Here is a 19804-nt window from a genome sequence, read left to right on the forward strand (position 1 = left end):
CCCCGATAAGGGACCGAACCGTAGGGGCCATGATGTGAAGAAAATGTCAAGAACGTGCCGCAATCACGCTGACTTCTGGCGCTTAACACCCGTTTACCGCTTCGGGTACCATCAGGCCCCTTTTGAGCTGGAACACGGCATGAATTCTGCGCCCACCTCCCGTGACCGTTGGATCTGGCTTGCGTCGGCCGCCTTGATGGCCGCCACGCTGGGCACGGAGATGGTGGTGCCGCTGGGCTATGCGGTCTGGCTGACCTACTTCATGGCAGTCGGGATCACGCTGTTCCAGCGTCGCATGGAAGTGCCGCTGCTGGTGGCGATCGGCTCGTGCATCCTGCTTGCGGTGGGCTACAACGTGGCGCCGGCGAGCAGCAATTCGGCGTTTTCCTTCGTCAATCGCAGCATCGGTGGCGTCGCGTTCCTGATGATGGCGCTGACCGTGATGAAGGCCATCGGTGCGCGCCGTGAAGCGGCCGATGCGCTGTGGCTGCAGGCCGGAGAGAACGTGGTCGGCACCAGCCTGCAGGGCGATCCCACCCCGCGCGAGCTGGCTGACCAGGCCATGCGCGCCCTGTGCGCGCAGCTCAATGCCGATGTCGGCGCGATGTACCGCCTGCAGGGCGAGCGGTTGGTGCTGGTCGGCGGCTCCGCGCTGCCGTCGCAGCTGCCCGAGACCCTGCCGGCACATGCCGGGCAATGGGGCGAGATCATCCGCGAAGGCCGCGCGCGTCGCCTGGAGGACAGCGACAGCCCGCTGGATATCGATACCCCACTGGGCCGCACCACCGTTCACCAGCGCCTGCTGGGGCCGATCACGGCCGATGGCGTGGTGATCGGCGTGATCGAGCTGGGCCGTGCCGGTGTGTCGCCTGCGCGCAGCCTGGAAATGGCGCTGCTGCTGCAGTGCGCCGAGCCGATCGGCATCGCCCTGCGGGCGTCGCTGCTCAATGCGCAGCTGGTGGAGCTGCTGGAAGAGACCCAGCGCCAGAGCGAGGAGCTGCAGACCCAGCAGGAAGAGCTGCGGGTGGCCAACGAAGAGCTGGAAGAGCAGAGCCGCAGCCTGCTGCATTCCCAGGCCAACCTGGAGCAGCAGCAGGCGGAGCTGGAGCAGACCAACGTGCAGCTCGAAGAGCGCACCCACGAGCTGGAGTCGCGCCAGCAGGCGCTGCTGCTGGCCCAGGCGCAACTGGTCCAGAACAGCAACGAGCTGGAAGCCAGTTCACGCTACAAATCCGAGTTCCTGGCCAACATGTCCCACGAGCTGCGCACGCCGCTCAACAGCGCACTGATCCTGGCCAAGCTGCTGGCCGACAACAAGGACGGCACGCTGACCGCCGAGCAGGTCAAGTACGCCCAGGCGATCCACTCGTCCAACAACGATCTGCTGGCGTTGATCAACGACATCCTCGACCTGTCGCGGATCGAGGCCGGCCATGTGGAGCTGGTTGAAGAGAACCTGGCCGTGTCCAGCGTGCTGCAGCGCCTGAAGGAAACCTTCGAGCCGATGGCCTTGCAGAAGGGCCTGGCCCTGGAGATCAGCGCTGCCCCGGAGGCGCCGACCCAGCTGCTGGCCGACAGCCAGCGCCTGCAGCAGATCCTGAAGAACCTGCTGGCCAATGCGGTCAAGTTCACCGAGCACGGCAGCGTCTCGCTGAAGGTGCGCAGTGCGGGGGCAGGGCGGATCCAGTTCGCCGTCTCCGATACCGGCATCGGCATTCCCGAAGAGCAGACCGCGGTCATCTTCGAGGCGTTCCGCCAGGCCGACGGCAGCACCCGCCGCCGTTACGGTGGCACCGGGCTGGGGCTGTCGATCTCGCGCGACCTGGCCGCACGCATGGGCGGCAGCATCACCGTCTCCAGCGAGCCGGGCCGCGGCAGCTGCTTCACGCTTGAACTGCCGCTGTTGGCCGGTGGCGGCACCGGCAACGCCCAGCACGTGGTGCATGACGTGCGCCCGGCTGCCGTAGCAGCGCCGTCCCGGCCGGCTTCCGCACCGCTGGGGCGGGCGCATGGCGAACCCACCCCCGCGCCGGCGCCGGCACAGGACAAGGTGGTCGATGACCGCGGCCGCCGCAGCCGCGCCGGCCGGATGATCCTGGTGGTCGAGGATGACACTGCATTTGCCAGCGCCCTGGTCTCGATGGCTCACGAACTGGACTTCGACTGCGTAGTGGCCGGCACCGCCGAAGAGGCGTTGAGCCTGGCTGCCGAGCTGCGCCCGAACGGCATCCTGCTGGATATCGGCCTGCCCGACGTCTCCGGCCTGAGCGTGCTGGAGCGCCTCAAGCGCGACCCGGCCACGCGCCATATCCCGGTCCACGTGGTCTCCGGGCTGGAGCGCTCGCAGGTGGCGATGGAGCTGGGCGCGATCGGGTATGTGATCAAGCCGGCCACGCGCGAGCGCCTGGTCGGGGCGATCCAGCAGCTGGAAGCCACCAGCCAGCGCGACATGCGCCGCCTGCTGATCGTGGAGGACGACAGCGAGCTGCGTTCGAACCTGCAGCTGCTGCTTGGCCGCGACCAGCTGGAAATCACCGCGGTGGGCACCATCACCGAGGCGATGGCCGAACTGGCCGGGTCCACCTTCGATTGCATGGTCACCGACCTGGCGCTGCCGGACGGCACCGGGTACGACCTGCTCGAGCGCATGGCCGGCAATGATGCGGTCGCGTTCCCGCCGGTGATCGTCTACACCGGCCGCGCACTGACCCGCGATGAAGAACAGCGCCTGCGCCGCTATTCCAAGAGCATCATCATCAAGGGCGCGCGCTCGCCCGAGCGCCTGCTCGATGAGGTGACCCTGTTCCTGCACAGCGTGGAGGCCTCGCTGCCGACCGACCAGCAGCGCCTGCTGCGCGAAGCGCGTCGCCGCGATGCGGTGCTCGATGGCCGTACCGTGCTGCTGGCCGAGGACGACGTGCGCAACATCTTCGCGCTGTCCAGCGTGCTGGAGCCGCTCGGCGTCACCCTGGATATCGCCCGCAACGGCCGCGAGGCGCTGGAGAAGCTGCGCCCGGAAATCGACCTGGTGCTGATGGACATCATGATGCCGGAGATGGACGGGCTGACCGCCATGCGCGAGATCCGCGCCGACAACCGCTGGCGCGACCTGCCGATCATCGCGTTGACCGCCAAGGCGATGCCCGATGACCGCGAGCATTGCCTGCAGGCCGGTGCCAACGATTACATCGCCAAGCCGATCGACGTGGACAAGCTGGTGTCGCTGTGCCGCGTGTGGTGCTCGCGCCGATGAATGAAACGGAGCTGTTCGACCTGGAGTTGAAGCTGTTGCTGGAGGCGGTCTACCAGCGCTACCACTACGACTTCCGTGACTATGCGCTGGCATCGCTGCGGCGGCGCATGCGCCATGCAATGGCCCGGTTCGACTGCCCGACCATGGGCGCGCTGCAGCACCGCCTGCTGCACGAGCCGGACACCTTCGCCCAGGCGATGCAGTACTTCACCGTGCAGGTCTCGGAGATGTTCCGTGACCCGCCGTACTTCCGGGTGCTGCGCGAGCATGCCGTGCCGGTGCTGCGCACCTATCCCTCGATCAAACTGTGGATCGCCGGGTGCAGCACCGGCGAAGAAGTGTGGTCGCTGGCGATCCTGCTGCACGAGGAAGGCCTGCTGGACCGGGCGATCATCTACGCTACCGACATCAATCCCGAAGCGTTGCAGGCGGCCGAATCCGGGGCCTTCGCGCTGGACCGGCTGGCGCAGTTCAGCCGCAATTACCTGGCGGCCGGCGGCACCGGCTCGCTCTCGGATTACTACAGCAGCGGCTACGGCAGCGTGGTGTTCGATCGCCGCCTCAAGCGCAACATCGTGTTCGCCGACCACAGCCTGGCCACCGATACGGTGTTCTCCGAAGTCCACCTGGTGTCCTGCCGCAACGTGCTGATCTATTTCCAGCGGCCACTGCAGGACCGCGCCATCGGCCTGTTCCATGAGGCCCTGGTCCATCGCGGCTTCCTGGGCCTGGGCAGCAAGGAGTCGCTGCAGTTCGGCGCGCACGCGGATCTGTTTGAAGCCTGCGCGCGCGACCAGCGCCTGTACCGGAAGCTGGCCTGATGAGCACGGCCTCCCAGCGCAGCCGGTTCGACCTGGTGGTCATCGGCGCTTCGGCCGGTGGCGTCAGTGCGCTGCAGGCACTGCTGTCGGCGCTGCCGGCCACGCTGGCGCTGCCGGTGCTGGTGGTGCTGCACCTGCCGCGCGACCGCCCCAGCCGCATTGCCGACCTGCTCGATGCCGGTTGCCCGCTGCCGGTGCGCGAGGCCGAGGACAAACAACCGCTGCAGGCCGGTACGGTGACGTTCGCGCCGCCGGATTACCACCTGCTGGTGGAGGACCGTGACACGCTGGCACTGTCGGTCGATCCACCGGTGCTGTTCTCGCGCCCGGCGATCGATCCCCTGTTTGAAAGCGCCGCCGATGTGTTCGGCGGCGGCGTGTTGGCGATCCTGCTGACCGGCGCCAGCAGTGACGGCAGCGACGGTGTCGCCGCGGTCCGCCAGGCCGGTGGCGAAGCCTGGATCCAATGCCCTGAGGAGGCCTATTCCTCGATGATGCCCGCATCGGCCCTGGCACACGCCGGCGCCGACGCGGTGCTCCCGCTCACCTCCATCTGCACGCGTATGAAAGGCCTTACCCGATGAACCTGATCGAGCCCGCCGGGTCGACTGCCACCACCGATTGCGTGAAGCTGCTGATTGTCGATGACATCCCGCAGAACCTGGTCGCGATGGAAGCGCTGTTGCGTCGCCCGGGTCTGGAGATCCTGTGTGCGCTGTCCGGTGCTGAAGCACTCGAGCTGCTGCTGGAGCATGAAGTCGCGCTGGCCCTGCTGGATGTGCACATGCCCGAGATCGACGGCTTCTCGCTGGCCGAGCTGATGCGCGGCTCGCAACGCAGCCGCGACGTGCCGATCATCTTCCTCACCGCTTCGCCGAATGATCCGGTGCGGGCCTTCAAGGGCTACGAATCCGGCGCCGTGGATTTCCTGCACAAGCCGATCGAGCCGCAGGTGATCATGAGCAAGGTCAATGTGTTCATCGAGCTTTACCAGCAGAAGCAGCTGCTCAAGGCGCGCAACGAGGCGCTGGAGCACGCGCTCAAGCTCAATGAAACGATGATGGCGGTATTGACGCACGACCTGCGTACGCCGTTGGCGGCGATCCTGCTGTGCGCCGACAAGCTGTCGCTGGATCTGCCCGATGACAGCCAGGTCCAGCGGACCCTGGTCCATCTGGAAAACAGCGCACAGCGCATGGTGCGGATGGTCGAGCAGCTGCTGGATTTCTCCAGGATCCGTACCGGCGGCCTGCGCCTGCATACCACCGAGTGCGACCTGGCTGAACTGGCCTCGGCGGTGGTGGCCGAGATCAGCCGCGCGCATCCGCGGGCGACCATCGAACTGCAGGTACAGGGCGATGCCCAGCTGCAGGGCGATCCCGATCGTCTCGCGCAGTTGCTGTCCAACCTGATCGGCAACGCCGTGCTGCATGGCGGTGATGCGCCGGTGGTGGTGCGGGTGGAAGGCGAGCGCAGCGCGCCACTGCGGCTGCAGGTGCGCAATGCCGGTCAGATTCCGGAGGCATTGCTGCCGCGGTTGTTCGAGCCGTTCAAGGCCAGTTTCCACGACAGTCGCGGGCTGGGGCTGGGGCTGTTCATCGCCAGCGAGTTCGCCCGTGCGCATGGCGGCACACTGGTGGCCCACAACATCGAGGGCGCGGTGATCTTCGAGACCGCGCTGCAGCGCCGGCCGCGCTGAGGCCGGAAAGAACCATCCCGGCGCAGAGCCGGGATGGTGGACGTGCTTACAGCGGCTCGCAGCACAGATACAGCCCGTGCCCACCGTAGGTGCAGCCCGGCTGGTCTTCACAGCCGGCCAGCGGCTTGGGCTGGCTGGAGGTAGCCAGCGCCTGGCTGGATGCGAAGGCCAACGCGCAGATCAGGGTGACGCCGCTCAGGGCTGACAACAACCGCGTTTTCGACTTCATGGTCTGTCTTTCCTTCTGTGGATGAGGCGGACGGGGCGCGTGTTGCCACGCAGTCACGCGTTACACCGGCTGGCAGCACCGGATCTCGCTGTGCCCGCCATAGGTGCAGCCGGGCTTGTAGGGACAGCCATCCAGCTGCTTGGGCTGGCTGGAGGTCGCCACTGCCTGGCTCGATGCGAACGCCAGGGCGCAGACAACAGCGATACCGCCAAAGACCGAAAGGAACTTCCTGGACTTCATGGTGCTTCTCCTGTTGTGGTGACGCGGATGCAACGGGAACACGGACGGAACTGTCGATCCGCCCCCGGCGAGCGGGCGCGGAGGGACCTGGTTACGTCGCCTTGGCAGCGACGTGGGATGGCTTCAGCCTGCCGGCGCGGGCGCCTGGTTACGGGCGGCGTTGATCACGAATGCGCCGGTGATCGCATCCACTGAGCGCTCCTCGAGCTGGCCGACATGGCGGTAGATCACCTTGCCGTCCTGGATGACGACCACCATCGGCACCATGGTCGCGGTGTAGCGCTGCCGGAGCCGGTCATCGGTATCGTTCACCACCGGAAACGCGAAACCATGCTGGCGCGCGTAGTCGGCAGCGGTTTCGTGGGGCGGCAGGCTGATGCCGACCATCTCGAAGGCGCGGTTGCCGTTGTTGCGACCGGCCGCGTCCAGCGCCTGGATCTGCGGCACCGAGGCCAGGCAGAACCGGCAGGCAGGGGAGAAGAAGTACAGGACCTGGCGACCGCTGGCCGGGCCGGCGAGGGTAACGGCCTGGCCGTCGAGTGCCGTGGTGGTGAGGGCCTCGGGCTGGGCGCCCTCGGGAAGGCCGTGGGCGGCCTTGGAGATCTGTTCGACCTTGCTCACCAGCAGCGCCTGCTCTTGGCGGAGCTGCCGGTTCTGCACCGCCAGCGCGGTCATCAGCACGGCCAGGGCAACGATGAGAGCGAGACTGCCGTACTTCCGGAATGCGGATGCGTCCATGCTGCTCCTTGGCCTTCGGCCGGGTCCATGGCTGAGTAGGTGGTGTATGTATCCGGTAACAAAAATCATCTGTCAAATACAAGATCCTGTGAATGAGACATGGGTTTCATTCTGGTCGTTGCCTATCGAAAGATCGGCGCGCGCGGCGCCCGCCGGGCCGCCCGGATCAGTCGCAAACCCCCGTGAGGTAAACTGTCCGGGCGCCGAAGCCCTTCGCCAGCGGCCATTGCTGGAGCCACCATGCCGTCCTCGACCCGTAAAGCCGTCTCGCCCCTGATCGACGCCCAGGTGCATGTCGAGGGCTTCGTGCAGGTGCGTGAAGCGCGCCGGTCCGAGTTGGTCGAGGATTACGTGGAGCTGATCGCGGACCTGATCGCCGATGGCCGTGAGGCCCGGCAGGTGGATATCGCGACGCGGCTGGGGGTTGCGCAGCCGACGGTGGCCAAGGCGCTCAAACGCCTGGTCAAGGAGGGCTGGGCGATCCAGCGCCCGTACCGCGGCGTGTTCCTGACCCCGGCAGGCGAGCAGCTGGCGGTGGAGATGCGCGCCCGCCACCAGACCGTGGAGCAGTTCCTGCTGGCGCTGGGCGTGGATGCCGATTCGGCGCGCCGCGATGCCGAAGGGATCGAACATCACGTGAGCGAGGCCACCCTGGCCGCGTTCGACGCGTTCGTACGCAAGGCCAACGGCCATGGTTGAGCGCCTCGCGCCGCCGCCGCCGCTGGGCGTGCCGGTGCACGACCACGACGAATACTGGATGCGCCACGCGCTGGGGCTGGCCGAGCGGGCCGAGCGTGAGTTCAACGAGATCCCGGTCGGCGCGGTGCTGGTCGGTGCCGATGGCAGCGTGCTCGGAGAAGGCTGGAACCTCAACATCGCCGACCACGACCCCAGCGCACATGCGGAGATCGTCGCGATGCGGCAAGCGGGCAGGGCGATCACCAACCACCGGCTGATCGGCAGTACGCTCTACGTCACGCTGGAGCCATGCGCGATGTGTGCGATGGCGATCGTGCACGCACGCGTGGCGCGGCTGGTGTACGCGGCCACCGATCCCAAGACTGGCGCCTGCGGCAGCGTGTTCGACCTGATCGGCGACCCGCGCCACAACCATCGCGTGGAAATCCACGGGGGCGTGCTGGCCAAGGATGCCAGCACCCGGTTGACCAACTACTTCCGCGCCAAGCGCGGCAAGCCGCCGTTGCTGCTGGAATAACGCCGCTGCAGCGACAGGGCCGTGACGCGTTGGCGGTATCATGGGCGCCTCCTCCATCCCGGTCGCGGCGCAAGCGGCGGCCCAGCACAAGGCGAACACATGGCCGACAACGGCGCAGAAGGCGAGCGACTGATCTGGATCGATCTGGAAATGACCGGTCTGGACACCGATAACGATGCGATCATCGAGATCGCCACGGTGGTGACCGATGCGCAGTTGAAGGTGCTGGCCGAAGGTCCGGAGTTCGCCATCCATCATCCGGTGGAGCGGCTGGAGGCGATGGACGAATGGAACCGCAACCAGCACCGCCGCTCGGGCCTGTGGCAGCGCGTGGTCGACAGCACGGTGACCCTGGGCCAGGCCGAAGCGCAGACCATCGCGTTCCTGCAGCAGTGGATCAAGGCCGGTGCCTCGCCGATGTGCGGCAACTCGATCTGCCAGGACCGTCGCTTCCTGCACCGTGAAATGCCGCGCCTGGAGAAGTACTTCCACTACCGCAATCTGGACGTGTCCACGATCAAGGAACTGGCCAAGCGCTGGGCCCCGAGCATCGCGGCGGGCGTCGGCAAGACCGCCAGCCATACCGCGCTGAGCGACGTCCACGATTCCATCGAAGAACTGCGCCATTACCGCCAGTTCATGGGAGCGCTTTCGGGCCTGTCGGCCTGATCCAGCGGGCAGGATCGGCACGGCACGCCGGTCTGTGCCGGATCGTTCAGCTGACGGCAGGCGAGGCGACGAGCGATGAACATCGGCGGCGCTATGATCGCGGCCATGAATGCCATCACCTCGCCGCAACCGCCGCCGCTGCCGTCCTCGATCCTGCCGACCTCGCAGGATTGGCGTGACCTGCAACGTGCGGTGGAGCTGCTGGAATCGCCCACGCTGACGGCCAAGATGGCCAACCTGATCGGCTCGCCACTGGAGTTCGCGGTCAAGCGGTTGCCTGATTCGGTATCGCGCCGCATCCACGGCGCGGTCGAGGCGGCCCTGTTCAAATCCGCCCAGGCCGCGTTGTGGAGCATGGACAACACGCCCGGCAAGGCGGCCTCCACACGTTGGCACAAGCTGGCGGCGGCAACGTCGGGCGCGGTAGGCGGTGCGTTCGGCTTCACCACGCTGTTCATCGAACTGCCCGTGTCCACCACGATCATGATGCGCTCGGTGGCCGATGTCGCCCGCAGCGAGGGCTTCGACCTGCGCGAGATGAGCACGCGGCATGCCTGCCTGGAGGTGTTCGCGCTGGGCGGCAACTCCGGCAAGGATGATGCCAGCGAGACGGGCTACTACATCACGCGTGGCTTCACTGCCGAGGTGATGTGCCACTTGTCGGCCGAGCTGGCCGGGCGTGCGGTCGGCGGCAGCCCGGTGATGATCGGCCTGACCCCGAAAGAAGCCGGCAAATGGCTGGCCAAGATCGTGGAGAAAGTGGCGGCGCGCTTCGGCGTGGTGGTCACCGAGAAGTTTGCCGCGCAGGCGGTCCCGATCGTCGGGGCGGTGGCCGGCGCCACGCTCAATACCATGTTCACCGACTACTACCAGGACGTGGCGCGCGGGCATTTCATCGTGCGCCGGCTGGAGCGCAGCTACGGCTACGAGACCGTGCGGGCCGCCTATTCCCTGCTGGCCGCCGAGCGCAACTGAGCGATCGTTGCATCGGCGGCACAACTGTTTTGCCGCCGCGGGCCTGTTGGGCCGGCAGCCCTGTCCCCATCCTTGTCGGCATCACCGCTTCGGCGGCTCCCCCGATCAAGGATTGCCATGCTGTTCTCTCCCTATACCCGCGGCGCGCTGACGCTGCCCAACCGTATCGTGATGCCGCCGATGACCCGTTCGCGGGCCGGTGAGGGCAATGTCGCCACGCCGCTGATGGCCACTTACTACGCCCAGCGTGCCTCGGCCGGCCTGATCGTCAGCGAGGGTACCCAGATCAGCCAGCAGGGGCAGGGCTATGCCTGGACCCCGGGCATCCACGATGAGGCCCAGGTTGCCGGCTGGCGCGGCGTGACGGAGGCGGTACATGCCGCCGGCGGCCGCATCGTCGCCCAGCTCTGGCACGTTGGCCGCGTCTCCCACGTGGCCCTGCAACCGGGCGGCGCCGCGCCGGTGTCCTCGTCGGCGCTGTTGGCCGAAGGGGTCAAGGTGTTCGTCGATCCGGAGGGCCGGGGCCCGCAGAGCGGCGTCGGCGAGATGGTCCAGCACTCGATGCCGCGGGCCCTGACCAGCGAAGAGATCGCCGGCATCGTGCGCGATTACGCGACGGCCGCGCGCAATGCGATCGCCGCCGGCTTCGATGGCATCGAACTGCACGGTGCCAACGGCTATCTGATCAACCAGTTCATCGACTCCCAGGCCAACCAGCGTACCGACGGCTATGGCGGCTCGCTGCAGAACCGCCTGCGCTTCCTGCGCGAGGTGACCGCGGCGGTGGCCGCGGAGATCGGGGCCGAGCGCGTCGGTGTGCGCCTGGCGCCGCTGACCACGCTGCAGGGCGCGGTGGACGACACCCCGCAGGCGACCTACCTGGCCGCGGCGCATCTGCTGGACGAGATCGGCGTGGGCTACCTGCACATCGCCGAAGCCGACTGGGAAGACGCCCCGGTCATGCCGGTAGCCTTCAAGGAGGCACTGCGCATGATCTATCGCGGCACGCTGATCTACGCCGGCAAGTACACCGTGGCACGCGCCGAGGAGGCGCTGGCCAAGGGGTGGGCCGACCTGATCGCCTTCGGCCGGCCGTTCATCGCCAATCCGGACCTGCCGGAGCGTCTGCAGCAGGGCCTGCCGCTGAATCCCCCGGACAAGGCCACGTTCTTCGGCGGCGGCGCGGAAGGGTTCACCGATTACCCGGTGGCGGAAACCGCCGAGGCCTGAACGCGCAACGCGTAGAGCCGACCGTTGGTCGGCTGCCCTCCCATCCGACGCCGCGCATACGTGATCTGCCGCGCGATGCGCGGCAGCCGACCAACGGTCGGCTCTACCGATGTTGCACAAAACAAAACCCCGCTTGCGCGGGGTTTTGTTCGTCATCTCAAGGCCGGGAGGATCAGCCCTTGGCCTTGAGCTTGGCCAGGCGCAGCCAGGTGTCGACCACGGTGTCCGGGTTCAGCGACACCGACTCGATGCCTTCCTGCATCAGCCATTCGGCCAGGTCCGGATGATCGGACGGGCCCTGGCCGCAGATGCCGACGTACTTGCCCTTGGCACGTGCCGACTTGATCGCCATCGACAGCAGCTTCTTCACCGCCGGGTTCCGCTCGTCGAACAGGTGCGCCACGATCGAGGAGTCGCGATCCAGGCCCAGGGTGAGCTGGGTCAGGTCGTTGGAACCGATCGAGAAGCCGTCGAAGATCTCCAGGAACTCATCGGCGAGCAGTGCGTTGGACGGCACTTCGCACATCATGATGATCTTCAGGCCGTTCTCGCCCTGCTTGAGGCCGTTCTGTTCCAGCACCTCGACGACCTTGCGGCCTTCTTCCAGGGTGCGCACGAACGGGATCATGACCCACAGGTTGTCCAGGCCCATCTCGTTGCGCACGCGCAGCACGGCCTTGCACTCCAGTGCGAAGGCGGCCGAGAAGCTCGGGTCGACATAACGGCTGGCGCCGCGGAAGCCGATCATCGGGTTCTCTTCGTGCGGCTCGTAGTTGCTGCCGCCGATCAGGTTGGCGTACTCGTTGGACTTGAAGTCCGACAGGCGCACGATCACCGGGTTCGGGGCCACCGAAGCGGTCAGGGTGGCGATGCCTTCGGCGAGGCGGCCGACGTAGAAGCTGACCGGATCCGCGTAACCGGCGATCTTCTCGTCGATCTTCTTCTTGGTCGCCGCGTCCTGGCGGTCGTACTCCAGCAGGGCGTTGGGGTGGATGCCGATGTGGCTGGCGATGATCATTTCCAGACGCGCCAGGCCGATGCCGGCGTTCGGCAGCTGGCCGAAGTCGAAGGCGCGTTCCGGGTTGGCCACGTTCATCATGATCTTCAGCGGCGCCGGCGGCATGTTGCCCAGGTCCGTGGTGGTGCGCTCGAACTCGAGCTTGCCCTCATAGATGAAGCCGGTGTCGCCCTCGGCGCAGCTGACGGTCACTTCCTGGCCGTCCTGGATCACCTGGGTGGCGTTGCCCGAGCCGACCACGGCCGGCACGCCCAGCTCACGGGCGATGATCGCCGCGTGGCAGGTGCGGCCACCACGGTTGGTCACGATGGCCGAGGCGCGCTTCATCACCGGCTCCCAATCGGGATCGGTCATGTCGGCGATCAGCACGTCGCCCGGCTGGACGCGGGCCATGTCGTCCAGGGTGCGCACCACGCGGGCGGTACCGGCACCGATCTTGGCACCCACGGCGCGGCCTTCGGCCAGCACCTTGCCGTCCTTCTGGTTCAGCGCGAAGCGTTCGATCTGGGTAGCATGGCCACGCGACTTCACCGTCTCCGGGCGCGCCTGCACGATGAACAGCTTGCCGCTGACACCGTCCTTGGCCCACTCGATATCCATCGGGCGGCCGTAATGCTTTTCGATGACCAGCGCCTGCTTGGACAGTTCCTGCACGTCCTCGTCGCTGATGGAGAACGTGCTGCGCAGTTCGGCCGGGGTGTCTTCGATGCGCACGCGCTCACCGGGGACATCCGAATACACCATGCGGATCGCCTTGCTGCCGAGCGAGCGGCGCAGGATCGCCGGCTTGCCGGCGCTCAGCGTGGGCTTGTAGACGTAGAACTCGTCGGGGTTGACCGCGCCCTGCACGACCATTTCGCCGAGGCCGAACGAAGAGGTGACGAACACCACGTCGCGGAAGCCGGACTCGGTGTCCAGGGTGAACAGCACGCCGGAGGAACCCACGCCCGAGCGCACCATCAGCTGCACCCCGGCGGACAGGAACACATCCTCGTGCTTGAAGCCGTGGTGGACGCGGTAGGCGATCGCGCGGTCGTTGTACAGCGAGGCGAACACTTCCTTGACCTTGTGCACGACATCGTCGGCGCCGGTCACGTTGAGGAAGGTCTCCTGCTGGCCGGCGAAGGAGGCATCGGGCAGATCTTCGGCGGTGGCCGAGGAGCGCACCGCGACGGCGACATCGCCGCCGCCGTTTTCACTGCACAGCTTGGCGTAGGCGCTGCGGATGTCCTGGTCCAGTTCCGGGTGGAGCGGGGCATCGATCACCCAACCGCGGATTTCCTTGCCGGCCAGGGTCAGGGCACCGACATCTTCCACGTCCAGCGTGGCCAGCTTGTCGAAGATGCGCTTGGACAGATCGTTATGGGCGATGAAGTCCTTGAAGGCTTCAGAGGTGGTTGCATAACCGCCGGGGACAGACACCCCCAGACCGGCCAGGTTGCCGATCATTTCGCCAAGCGACGAATTCTTGCCGCCTACGCGGGCCAGGTCGGCCAGGCGCAGTTCGTGCAACCACAGGATGTTCTCGTTCAAGCGCGATGCTCCGTTTGGCCATCGCCCGAGGCGGGCTGGATGGCCACGTCCGTAGGAAGAAGCCGATATGATGCCGGGCAGACCGCTGTCGGCACAAGCTTGTATCGACAGCCTTTTTAAGCTTCGGAGGGGGTAAAAGCCGTATGTCGACGATCCGACCGGTGTTCTACGTGTCCGATGGAACCGGTATCACCGCTGAAACCATTGGGCATAGCCTCCTGACCCAGTTCTCCGGGTTCAGCTTCATCACCGACCGGATGTCGTTCATCGATGATCCGGAAAAAGCGCGCGAAGCCTGTGAAAGGATCCGTGCAGCGGGCGAGCGGTACCAGGTCCGGCCCATCGTGGTCAGTTCCTGCGTGGACAGCGGGCTGAGCATCATCCTGGCCGAAAGCGGCGGATTGATGCTGGATGTGTTCGCGCCCTTCATCGAGCCGCTGGAGCGGGAACTGGCCGTCAACCGGCATTCCCGGGTCGGCCAGGCGCACGGCATGGTGGACTTCGAGACCTACCACCGCCGCATCAACGCGATGAATTTCGCGCTGACCCATGACGACGGCATCGCCATCAACTACGACGATGCCGACGTGATCCTGGTGGCCGTCTCCCGGGCCGGCAAGACCCCGACCTGCATCTACCTGGCCCTGCATTACGGGGTTCGCGCCGCCAATTACCCGCTGACCGACGAGGACCTGGAGCAGGATCGCCTGCCACCACGCCTGCGCCCGTACCGGAAAAAGCTGTTTGGGCTGACCATCGACCCGGACCGCCTGCAGCAGATCCGCCAGGAGCGTCGCCCGAACTCGCGCTACGCCAACCTGGAGACCTGCCGCCGCGAGGTCGCCGCCGCCGAGACCATGTTCCGGATGGAGCGGATCCCGACCCTGAGCACCACCCATACCTCGATCGAGGAGATCTCGAGCAAGGTACTGGGCACCCTGGGGCTGCAGCGCGAGATGTATTGATTCGGCGCGCCCCCTTGAACAGCAAGGGGGCGCTTCCTTCGTCCCGGGCCGGGGCTGCCCTGCGTCCGTGAACCGGTTGCGGGCCGCCCCTTTGGCCGGCGTGGTACCGCCCCCACGTTGGGAGATCAACGTGTAGGATCGACCCATGGCCCAGGCATCGCCCCGTATCGAACGCATTCCCCGGCTCAGCCGCCTGAGCTGGCTGATGGGCCTGTACGCCGAGAACTACCAGCACCTGGTGCGCCTGTTCGCACCGGCCGAGCTCGTCCCCGGCAGCTACGTCTCCTCGATCGGCGATGGGCTGGATGTGCGCCTGGACGTCATCGAGTGCCACCGCTATACGGTGGAGCTGCGCCTGACCTACGACTTCGCCGACCCGGTCACCGGGCAGCCGGATCCTTCGGCCTATGTGCGCCTGTATCGTGACGCCCGCCAGGCCGAGACCACGCATTGCTACGTCGGCCGCCGCTGGCAGGACGTGGTGGGGATGTACCCGCCGCCGGCCGAGCTGATCAGCCACCGCATGCGGATGAACACCTTCCTCGGCAAATGGCTGGAATACCTGGCCGAACGCGGCCACGGCGTGGCCACGCTGCGCCGCGATGGCGAGGTGGCTGCACCGGCCGACGCGCGCCGCACCAGCCTGGTGCCCTGAGCCGCCGCCTGGCGGATCACGCATAATCGGGGTCTGTGTTCCCGAGCGTGTGCGAAATGCCCTATACCCCCATCGTGGCCACCTTGGGCTACGTGCTGTCCGCCGACGGCAAGCAAGTGCTGATGATCCACCGCAACGCCCGCCCCGGTGACCTGCACCTGGGCAAGTACAACGGGCTGGGCGGCAAGATGGAGCGCGATGAAGACGCCGCGGCCTGCATGCGCCGCGAAATCCGCGAGGAGGCCGGCATCGAGTGCGGGACCATGCGCCTGCGCGGCACGATCAGCTGGCCGGGTTTCGGCAGGAACGGTGAGGACTGGTTCGGCTTCGTGTTCGTCATCGATGACTTCACCGGCACGCCGCTGACCTCCAACCCGGAGGGCACACTGGAGTGGGTGGACGTGGACAAGATCGACGGCCTGCCGCTGTGGGAAGGCGACCGCAGCTTCCTGCCGCTGGTCTTCGACGATGAGCCGCGCGCCTTCCATGGCGTGATGCCGTACCGCGATGGCGCCATGGAATCCTGGAGCTACACCCGGCTGTAGTGCCGGCCGCTGGGCGGCAACCCATGAACGGTGGTGCATGCGCCCGTAATGCCCGCCAGCAGTCGGCACTACCTGCGGGCGAGCAGCAGGTGGAAATGCTTGCTGACCTCGCGCCCGTCGTTGCTGCGCCCGGTTTCGTGATGGGCGCGCCAGCCCTGTACGGTCAATCCAGCGCTGCGCAGGGCCTGCTCGACCTCGGCCAGCTCGTGCAGGTGGAACCCATGCGCAGTGAACGGCAGCGTGCGCATGAAAGCGGCATCGCCGAACGCCAGGCAGAGCCGGCCGCCGGGGCGCAGCACGCGCGCCAGCTCGGCGAACGGAAATTTCAGTTCGTCCCAGAAGTACAGCGTGTTCACTGCCAGCGCCGCATCGATGCAGGCCGTATCCAGGGGCAGGGCGTGGGCATCGCCTAGGTGGACCTCGGCACGATCCTGAAGTCCATGCATGGCCAGCACCGCGGTGCCCGCCTCGACCATCGCCGCTGAAACATCGACGCCCACATAGCGGCTGTGCGGTGTACGCAACAGATCGGGTGCGAAGGCTGCATTGCCCGGGCCGATCTCCAGGACCTGTTCGCCGGGGGTGACTGACAGCAGGGCGATGGCGGCCCGGTTGAGGTCGCCGTTGCTGCGGTTCATCGATTCGGCCACGACGAGCGCGTGCTCACCGTGCGGGTGGCGCAACTGGGCGGCCAGATGGTCGGGGGAAAGCACGCGCAAGACTCCTGTCGGTGGGCGGCAGGACCTGGCGGCGGCGGAGTCCATCCACCAGCTTAGCCCACTGGTGGCACCGATGGGCGCGCGTGTGAAAAGGGATCGCCCCGCAGCAATGAGGATCGGTGATCAAGAAATCACCATCGTCGCGTCTACTGAGATTGAGTTGTCCACAGGGGGTGTGGATGACTCGTGGGCAAGTTTGTGGATAAGCCGCGTCGGCCCCCGCCGGTACTCGCTGTCAAGATGGGTGGCCAAAAATTCACCGCAGGTCGTGCTGGCGTGAACGGCGCGGCAAGGCTGGAGTACGGTGGCGTAGGGAACGCTGTCCCGGCGCGGGCCGCTCGCGGTACTCTCTTGCGATTGCCGCCACCTGATCCTTCATGAAACGTCACTTCTCGATGTTGCGCGAGTTCCACCTGGCCGACTGGTTCACCCTGGCCAACGCGTTCTGTGGCACCGGGGCGGTCTTTGCCGCCATGCGCTATCTGCAGGATGGCGAACGCAGCTATCTGCTGTTCGGCATGGCCCTGATCCCCTTGGCCTTCATTTTTGATGCGCTGGACGGGCGCATCGCGCGCTGGCGCAAGTCCAGCTCCACGCTGGGCCGTGAGCTGGATTCGCTGTCGGACATCATTTCCTTCGGTGTCGCCCCGGCCGCACTGGCCTACGCCTGCGGCATGCAGGGCGGCTGGGACTGGCTGGTGCTGAGCTACTTCGTCTGCTGCGGCGTCAGCCGCCTGGCCCGCTACAACGTGACCGCCGAAGCACTGGCTGGCGAGGGCGACAAGGTGCCGTACTTCGAAGGCACCCCGATCCCGACCAGCCTGGCGCTGGTGGTGGTGCTGGCCGTGGCGGCGAGCGTCGGGGCCACCGGCGCGGACCTGTGGCTGGGCCAGTGGCAGTTGGGCCCGTGGCAGCTGCACCCGCTGGTGCTGCTGTTCGCGCTGTCCGGCTCGCTGATGATCAGCAAGACCCTGCGCATCCCCAAGCCGTGAGGCACGGCAGCGCGGCATTGCTATCATCGTTTCCCGAGACGGGAGGACGGTCATGACCACGGCGGGCAGCGGCAGCGGCGCAGGCGATGTGGAAGCCCTGGCGCGGCAGTATTTCAGTGCCTGGGGCGATGCCCTGCGGCACGCTGCGGCACCGCCTGGCCACACCGCCGGCCCCGAGGCGCAAGGCAACTGGCAGCAGGCGATCGACTGGTGGGCACAGATGATGCCCAACGCAGCCAGCAGCCCGGCCGACGAGGCCGTGCACCGCTTCCGTGAACAGGCCGGTGGCTGGTACGGCACCATGCAGCAGGTGGCCGCGCAGTTTGCTGACCGCGATACCACCAGCGCCGACGTCGCGCAGGCGTGGCGCACGGCGGTGCTGGGGCAGGGCGACGGGCTGCTGCAGTGGATGCTGCAGGGCGCCCGCGGACATACCCAGGCCGAGGAGCCGGATCTGCTGCAGCTGTTGGAAACCCTGCAGCGCCAGCTCGGTCCGTGGCTGCAAAGCCCGGCATTTGGTCCCGGCCGTGAGCACCAGGCCCGCTGGCAGGCGCTGTTGCGGGCCCAGCAGGACTACCAGGCGCACTCGCGCGATTACGTGGATCAGATCAAGCAGGCGCTGGAGGATGCATTCACCCTGTTCGAGCAGCGCCTGGCCGAGCACGAACAGCCGGGCAACCAGCTGACCAGCGCGCGGGCGATGTTCGATCTGTGGATCGATGCGGCCGAGGAGGCGTATGCGAAGGTCGCGCTGTCCGAGCCGTTCCAGGCGGTGTACGCCTCGCTGGGCAATGCCCAGATGCGGCTGCGCGCGGCCACCCAGCAGGAGATCGAACGGCTGACCGAGAGCTTCGGGCTGCCGACGCGCACGGAAATGGATGCGGCACACCGCCGCATCGCCGAGTTGGAGCGGCTGGTGCGGCGCATGGCCGGCGGCGCAGGCGATGGCAGGCCCGCCACCCGGCCGGCCGCCTCGAAGAAGGCAGCTCCGACGAAGGCAGCTCCGGAGAAAGCAGCTCCGAATAAGGCAGCTCCGAATAAGGCAGCTCCGGAGAAGTCCGCTCCGAAGAAGTCCGCTCCGACGCAGGCAGCCGCGAAGCAGGCAGCCCCGAAGAAGGCGGCACCAGAACAGAGCAAGGCACCCAAGACGGCGGAAGCGGCTAAAGCCGCGAAAACCACGAAAGCCGCTACAGCCACCCAACCGGTGAAGGCCGCCGCCAAACCCCGGAAACGCAGCGCATGAAAGGTCCCCTGGGCTTCAACGCCGAAGACCTGCTGCAGGAAACCCTGGCCATGCAGCGCAAGCTGATGGATGGCCTGACGCTGCTGCCCTCGGTGGAGGATGTCGAGTACGGCGTCACCACCCGCGAGGAGGTGTGGCGCGATGGCAAGGTCGCCCTGTACCGGTTTGTCGGCGGCCAGGCGCCGGTACGGCGGACGCCGCTGCTGATCGTCTATGCGCTGGTCAACCGGCCGTACATGGTCGACCTGCAGACAGACCGCTCGCTGGTGCAGAAACTGCTGGCGCTCGGCCATGATGTGTATGTACTGGATTGGGGCTATCCGGACCGCTCCGAGCGCTACCAGACGCTGGAGGATTACCTGCTGCGGTTCGTCGATGGCGCGGTGGACCACCTGCAGGCCCACAATGGCGGTGAGCCGATCAACATGCTCGGCATCTGCCAGGGCGGCGTGTTCGCGCTGTGCTACGCCGCGCTGCGCCAGGCCAAGCTGGCCAACCTGATCACGATGGTCACCCCGGTCGATTTCCACACCCCGGACAACATGCTCTCGCACTGGGCACGGCAGGTGGACGTGGATCTGCTGGTGGACACGCTGGGCAACATCCCGGCCGATCTGATGAACGCCAGTTACCTGATGCTCAAGCCGTTCCGGCTCAACGTGCAGAAGTACGTCGGCCTGCTCGACATCCTCGATGACAAGGATGCGTTGGAGGATTTCCTGCGCATGGAAAAGTGGATCTTCGATTCGCCGGATCTGGCGGGCGAAGCGTTCCGTGATTTCATCAAGCAGTTCTACCAGGGCAACGGGCTCATGCACGATGGCGTACGCATCGGCGAGGAACATGTCGACCTCCAGCAGGTGACGTTGCCGGTACTGAACATCTACGCCGAACAGGACCATCTGGTGCCACCGGACGCATCACGCGCGCTGCGCGGCCGGATCGGCAGCGCCGACTACACCGAAAGCAGTTTCCGTGGTGGCCATATCGGCATCTACGTGTCCGGCCGCGCCCAGCGCGAGGTGCCCGGCACGATTACAGACTGGTTGCAGCAGCGCAGCTGA

At 66.7% G+C, this 19804-nt stretch carries 20 protein-coding genes; 15 read left to right on the forward strand and 5 right to left on the reverse strand.

Annotated features, from left to right (window positions below):
• Positions 1-139 precede the first annotated feature (139 nt).
• From C0R07_RS16385 to C0R07_RS16400, 4 genes are read left to right on the forward strand one after another with little or no spacing between them, the layout of a single operon-like run.
• Positions 140-3253, forward strand: coding sequence for a response regulator (locus C0R07_RS16385; protein ID WP_019184162.1), 3114 nt, complete (start codon positions 140-142; stop codon positions 3251-3253).
• The gene (locus tag C0R07_RS16390) at positions 3226-4074 is read left to right on the forward strand and encodes a CheR family methyltransferase (RefSeq protein WP_174704365.1); all 849 of its coding nucleotides are present in this window, start codon (positions 3226-3228) and stop codon (positions 4072-4074) included. Before C0R07_RS16385 ends, C0R07_RS16390 begins: the two co-directional genes overlap by 28 nt.
• Complete coding sequence (locus C0R07_RS16395) at positions 4074-4658, forward strand: chemotaxis protein CheB (RefSeq protein ID WP_019184160.1); 585 nt, start codon at positions 4074-4076, stop codon at positions 4656-4658. Before C0R07_RS16390 ends, C0R07_RS16395 begins: the two co-directional genes overlap by 1 nt.
• Positions 4655-5773, forward strand: a complete 1119-nt coding sequence (locus C0R07_RS16400) for a hybrid sensor histidine kinase/response regulator (protein ID WP_070474632.1) — start codon at positions 4655-4657, stop codon at positions 5771-5773. Before C0R07_RS16395 ends, C0R07_RS16400 begins: the two co-directional genes overlap by 4 nt.
• A 46-nt stretch (positions 5774-5819) precedes the next feature.
• On the opposite strand, the gene C0R07_RS16405 is transcribed toward C0R07_RS16400, so the two are convergent.
• The 3 genes from C0R07_RS16405 to C0R07_RS16415 all read right to left on the reverse strand — a co-directional run bounded on the left by C0R07_RS16405 (position 5820) and on the right by C0R07_RS16415 (position 6980).
• Positions 5820-6002: a hypothetical protein gene (locus C0R07_RS16405; protein ID WP_019184158.1), complete on the reverse strand. Its 183-nt coding sequence runs from the start codon at positions 6000-6002 to the stop codon at positions 5820-5822.
• A 60-nt stretch (positions 6003-6062) separates the two neighbouring features.
• A complete protein-coding gene (locus C0R07_RS16410) occupies positions 6063-6242 on the reverse strand; it encodes a hypothetical protein (protein WP_019184157.1) in 180 nt (59 codons plus the stop codon).
• Between the two features lie 123 nt (positions 6243-6365).
• Positions 6366-6980 (reverse strand): peroxiredoxin family protein, encoded by a 615-nt coding sequence (locus tag C0R07_RS16415; protein WP_167390397.1) that lies wholly within the window; start codon positions 6978-6980, stop codon positions 6366-6368.
• 240 nt (positions 6981-7220) lie between these two features.
• Here C0R07_RS16415 and mntR point away from each other — a divergent pair, with 240 nt between their 5' ends.
• The 5 genes from mntR (at position 7221) to C0R07_RS16440 (ending at position 11070) form a co-directional block, all read left to right on the forward strand.
• Positions 7221-7679, forward strand: a complete 459-nt coding sequence (gene mntR, locus C0R07_RS16420; RefSeq protein WP_019184155.1) for a manganese-binding transcriptional regulator MntR — start codon at positions 7221-7223, stop codon at positions 7677-7679.
• Positions 7672-8196, forward strand: a complete 525-nt coding sequence (gene tadA / locus C0R07_RS16425; RefSeq protein WP_070474638.1) for a tRNA adenosine(34) deaminase TadA — start codon at positions 7672-7674, stop codon at positions 8194-8196. Before mntR ends, tadA begins: the two co-directional genes overlap by 8 nt.
• 99 nt (positions 8197-8295) lie before the next feature.
• Complete coding sequence (orn, locus tag C0R07_RS16430; protein ID WP_102789465.1) at positions 8296-8865, forward strand: oligoribonuclease; 570 nt, start codon at positions 8296-8298, stop codon at positions 8863-8865.
• Between the two features lie 105 nt (positions 8866-8970).
• Entirely contained in the window at positions 8971-9840 is an 870-nt protein-coding gene (locus tag C0R07_RS16435; RefSeq protein ID WP_102789528.1) for an EcsC family protein, read from the forward strand.
• Positions 9841-9957: 117 nt separating this feature from the next.
• Positions 9958-11070, forward strand: coding sequence for an alkene reductase (locus C0R07_RS16440; RefSeq protein ID WP_070474641.1), 1113 nt, complete (start codon positions 9958-9960; stop codon positions 11068-11070).
• Between the two features lie 172 nt (positions 11071-11242).
• On the opposite strand, the gene ppsA is transcribed toward C0R07_RS16440, so the two are convergent.
• Positions 11243-13621, reverse strand: a complete 2379-nt coding sequence (gene ppsA / locus C0R07_RS16445; RefSeq protein ID WP_046273401.1) for a phosphoenolpyruvate synthase — start codon at positions 13619-13621, stop codon at positions 11243-11245.
• Positions 13622-13764: 143 nt separating this feature from the next.
• Here ppsA and ppsR point away from each other — a divergent pair, with 143 nt between their 5' ends.
• From ppsR to C0R07_RS16460, 3 genes are all read left to right on the forward strand, one after another.
• Positions 13765-14586 (forward strand): posphoenolpyruvate synthetase regulatory kinase/phosphorylase PpsR, encoded by an 822-nt coding sequence (gene ppsR / locus C0R07_RS16450; RefSeq protein WP_019184148.1) that lies wholly within the window; start codon positions 13765-13767, stop codon positions 14584-14586.
• 145 nt (positions 14587-14731) lie between these two features.
• Complete coding sequence (locus C0R07_RS16455; protein ID WP_070474643.1) at positions 14732-15241, forward strand: DUF1249 domain-containing protein; 510 nt, start codon at positions 14732-14734, stop codon at positions 15239-15241.
• Positions 15242-15297: 56 nt separating this feature from the next.
• The gene (locus C0R07_RS16460; protein WP_070474646.1) at positions 15298-15786 is read left to right on the forward strand and encodes an NUDIX hydrolase; all 489 of its coding nucleotides are present in this window, start codon (positions 15298-15300) and stop codon (positions 15784-15786) included.
• Positions 15787-15854: 68 nt separating this feature from the next.
• On the opposite strand, the gene C0R07_RS16465 is transcribed toward C0R07_RS16460, so the two are convergent.
• Positions 15855-16505 carry a class I SAM-dependent methyltransferase gene (locus C0R07_RS16465; protein WP_254427886.1) on the reverse strand — a complete coding sequence of 217 codons (651 nt, stop codon included), beginning with the start codon at positions 16503-16505 and terminating at the stop codon, positions 15855-15857.
• Between the two features lie 377 nt (positions 16506-16882).
• On the opposite strand from C0R07_RS16465, the gene C0R07_RS16470 reads away from it, so the two are divergent.
• The 3 genes from C0R07_RS16470 to phaC are packed head-to-tail and all read left to right on the forward strand — an operon-like array spanning position 16883 to position 19804.
• On the forward strand, positions 16883-17497 hold the full coding sequence (locus tag C0R07_RS16470) for a CDP-alcohol phosphatidyltransferase family protein (protein ID WP_070474651.1): 615 nt from the start codon (positions 16883-16885) through the stop codon (positions 17495-17497).
• Positions 17498-17549: 52 nt separating this feature from the next.
• Entirely contained in the window at positions 17550-18740 is a 1191-nt protein-coding gene (gene phaE / locus C0R07_RS16475; RefSeq protein WP_070474654.1) for a class III poly(R)-hydroxyalkanoic acid synthase subunit PhaE, read from the forward strand.
• Positions 18737-19804: a class III poly(R)-hydroxyalkanoic acid synthase subunit PhaC gene (gene phaC, locus C0R07_RS16480; protein WP_019184142.1), complete on the forward strand. Its 1068-nt coding sequence runs from the start codon at positions 18737-18739 to the stop codon at positions 19802-19804. The genes phaE and phaC overlap by 4 nt, the downstream gene beginning before the upstream one ends.

The organism is Stenotrophomonas bentonitica (genome assembly GCF_002887735.1).
Classification (GTDB): domain Bacteria; phylum Pseudomonadota; class Gammaproteobacteria; order Xanthomonadales; family Xanthomonadaceae; genus Stenotrophomonas; species Stenotrophomonas bentonitica_A.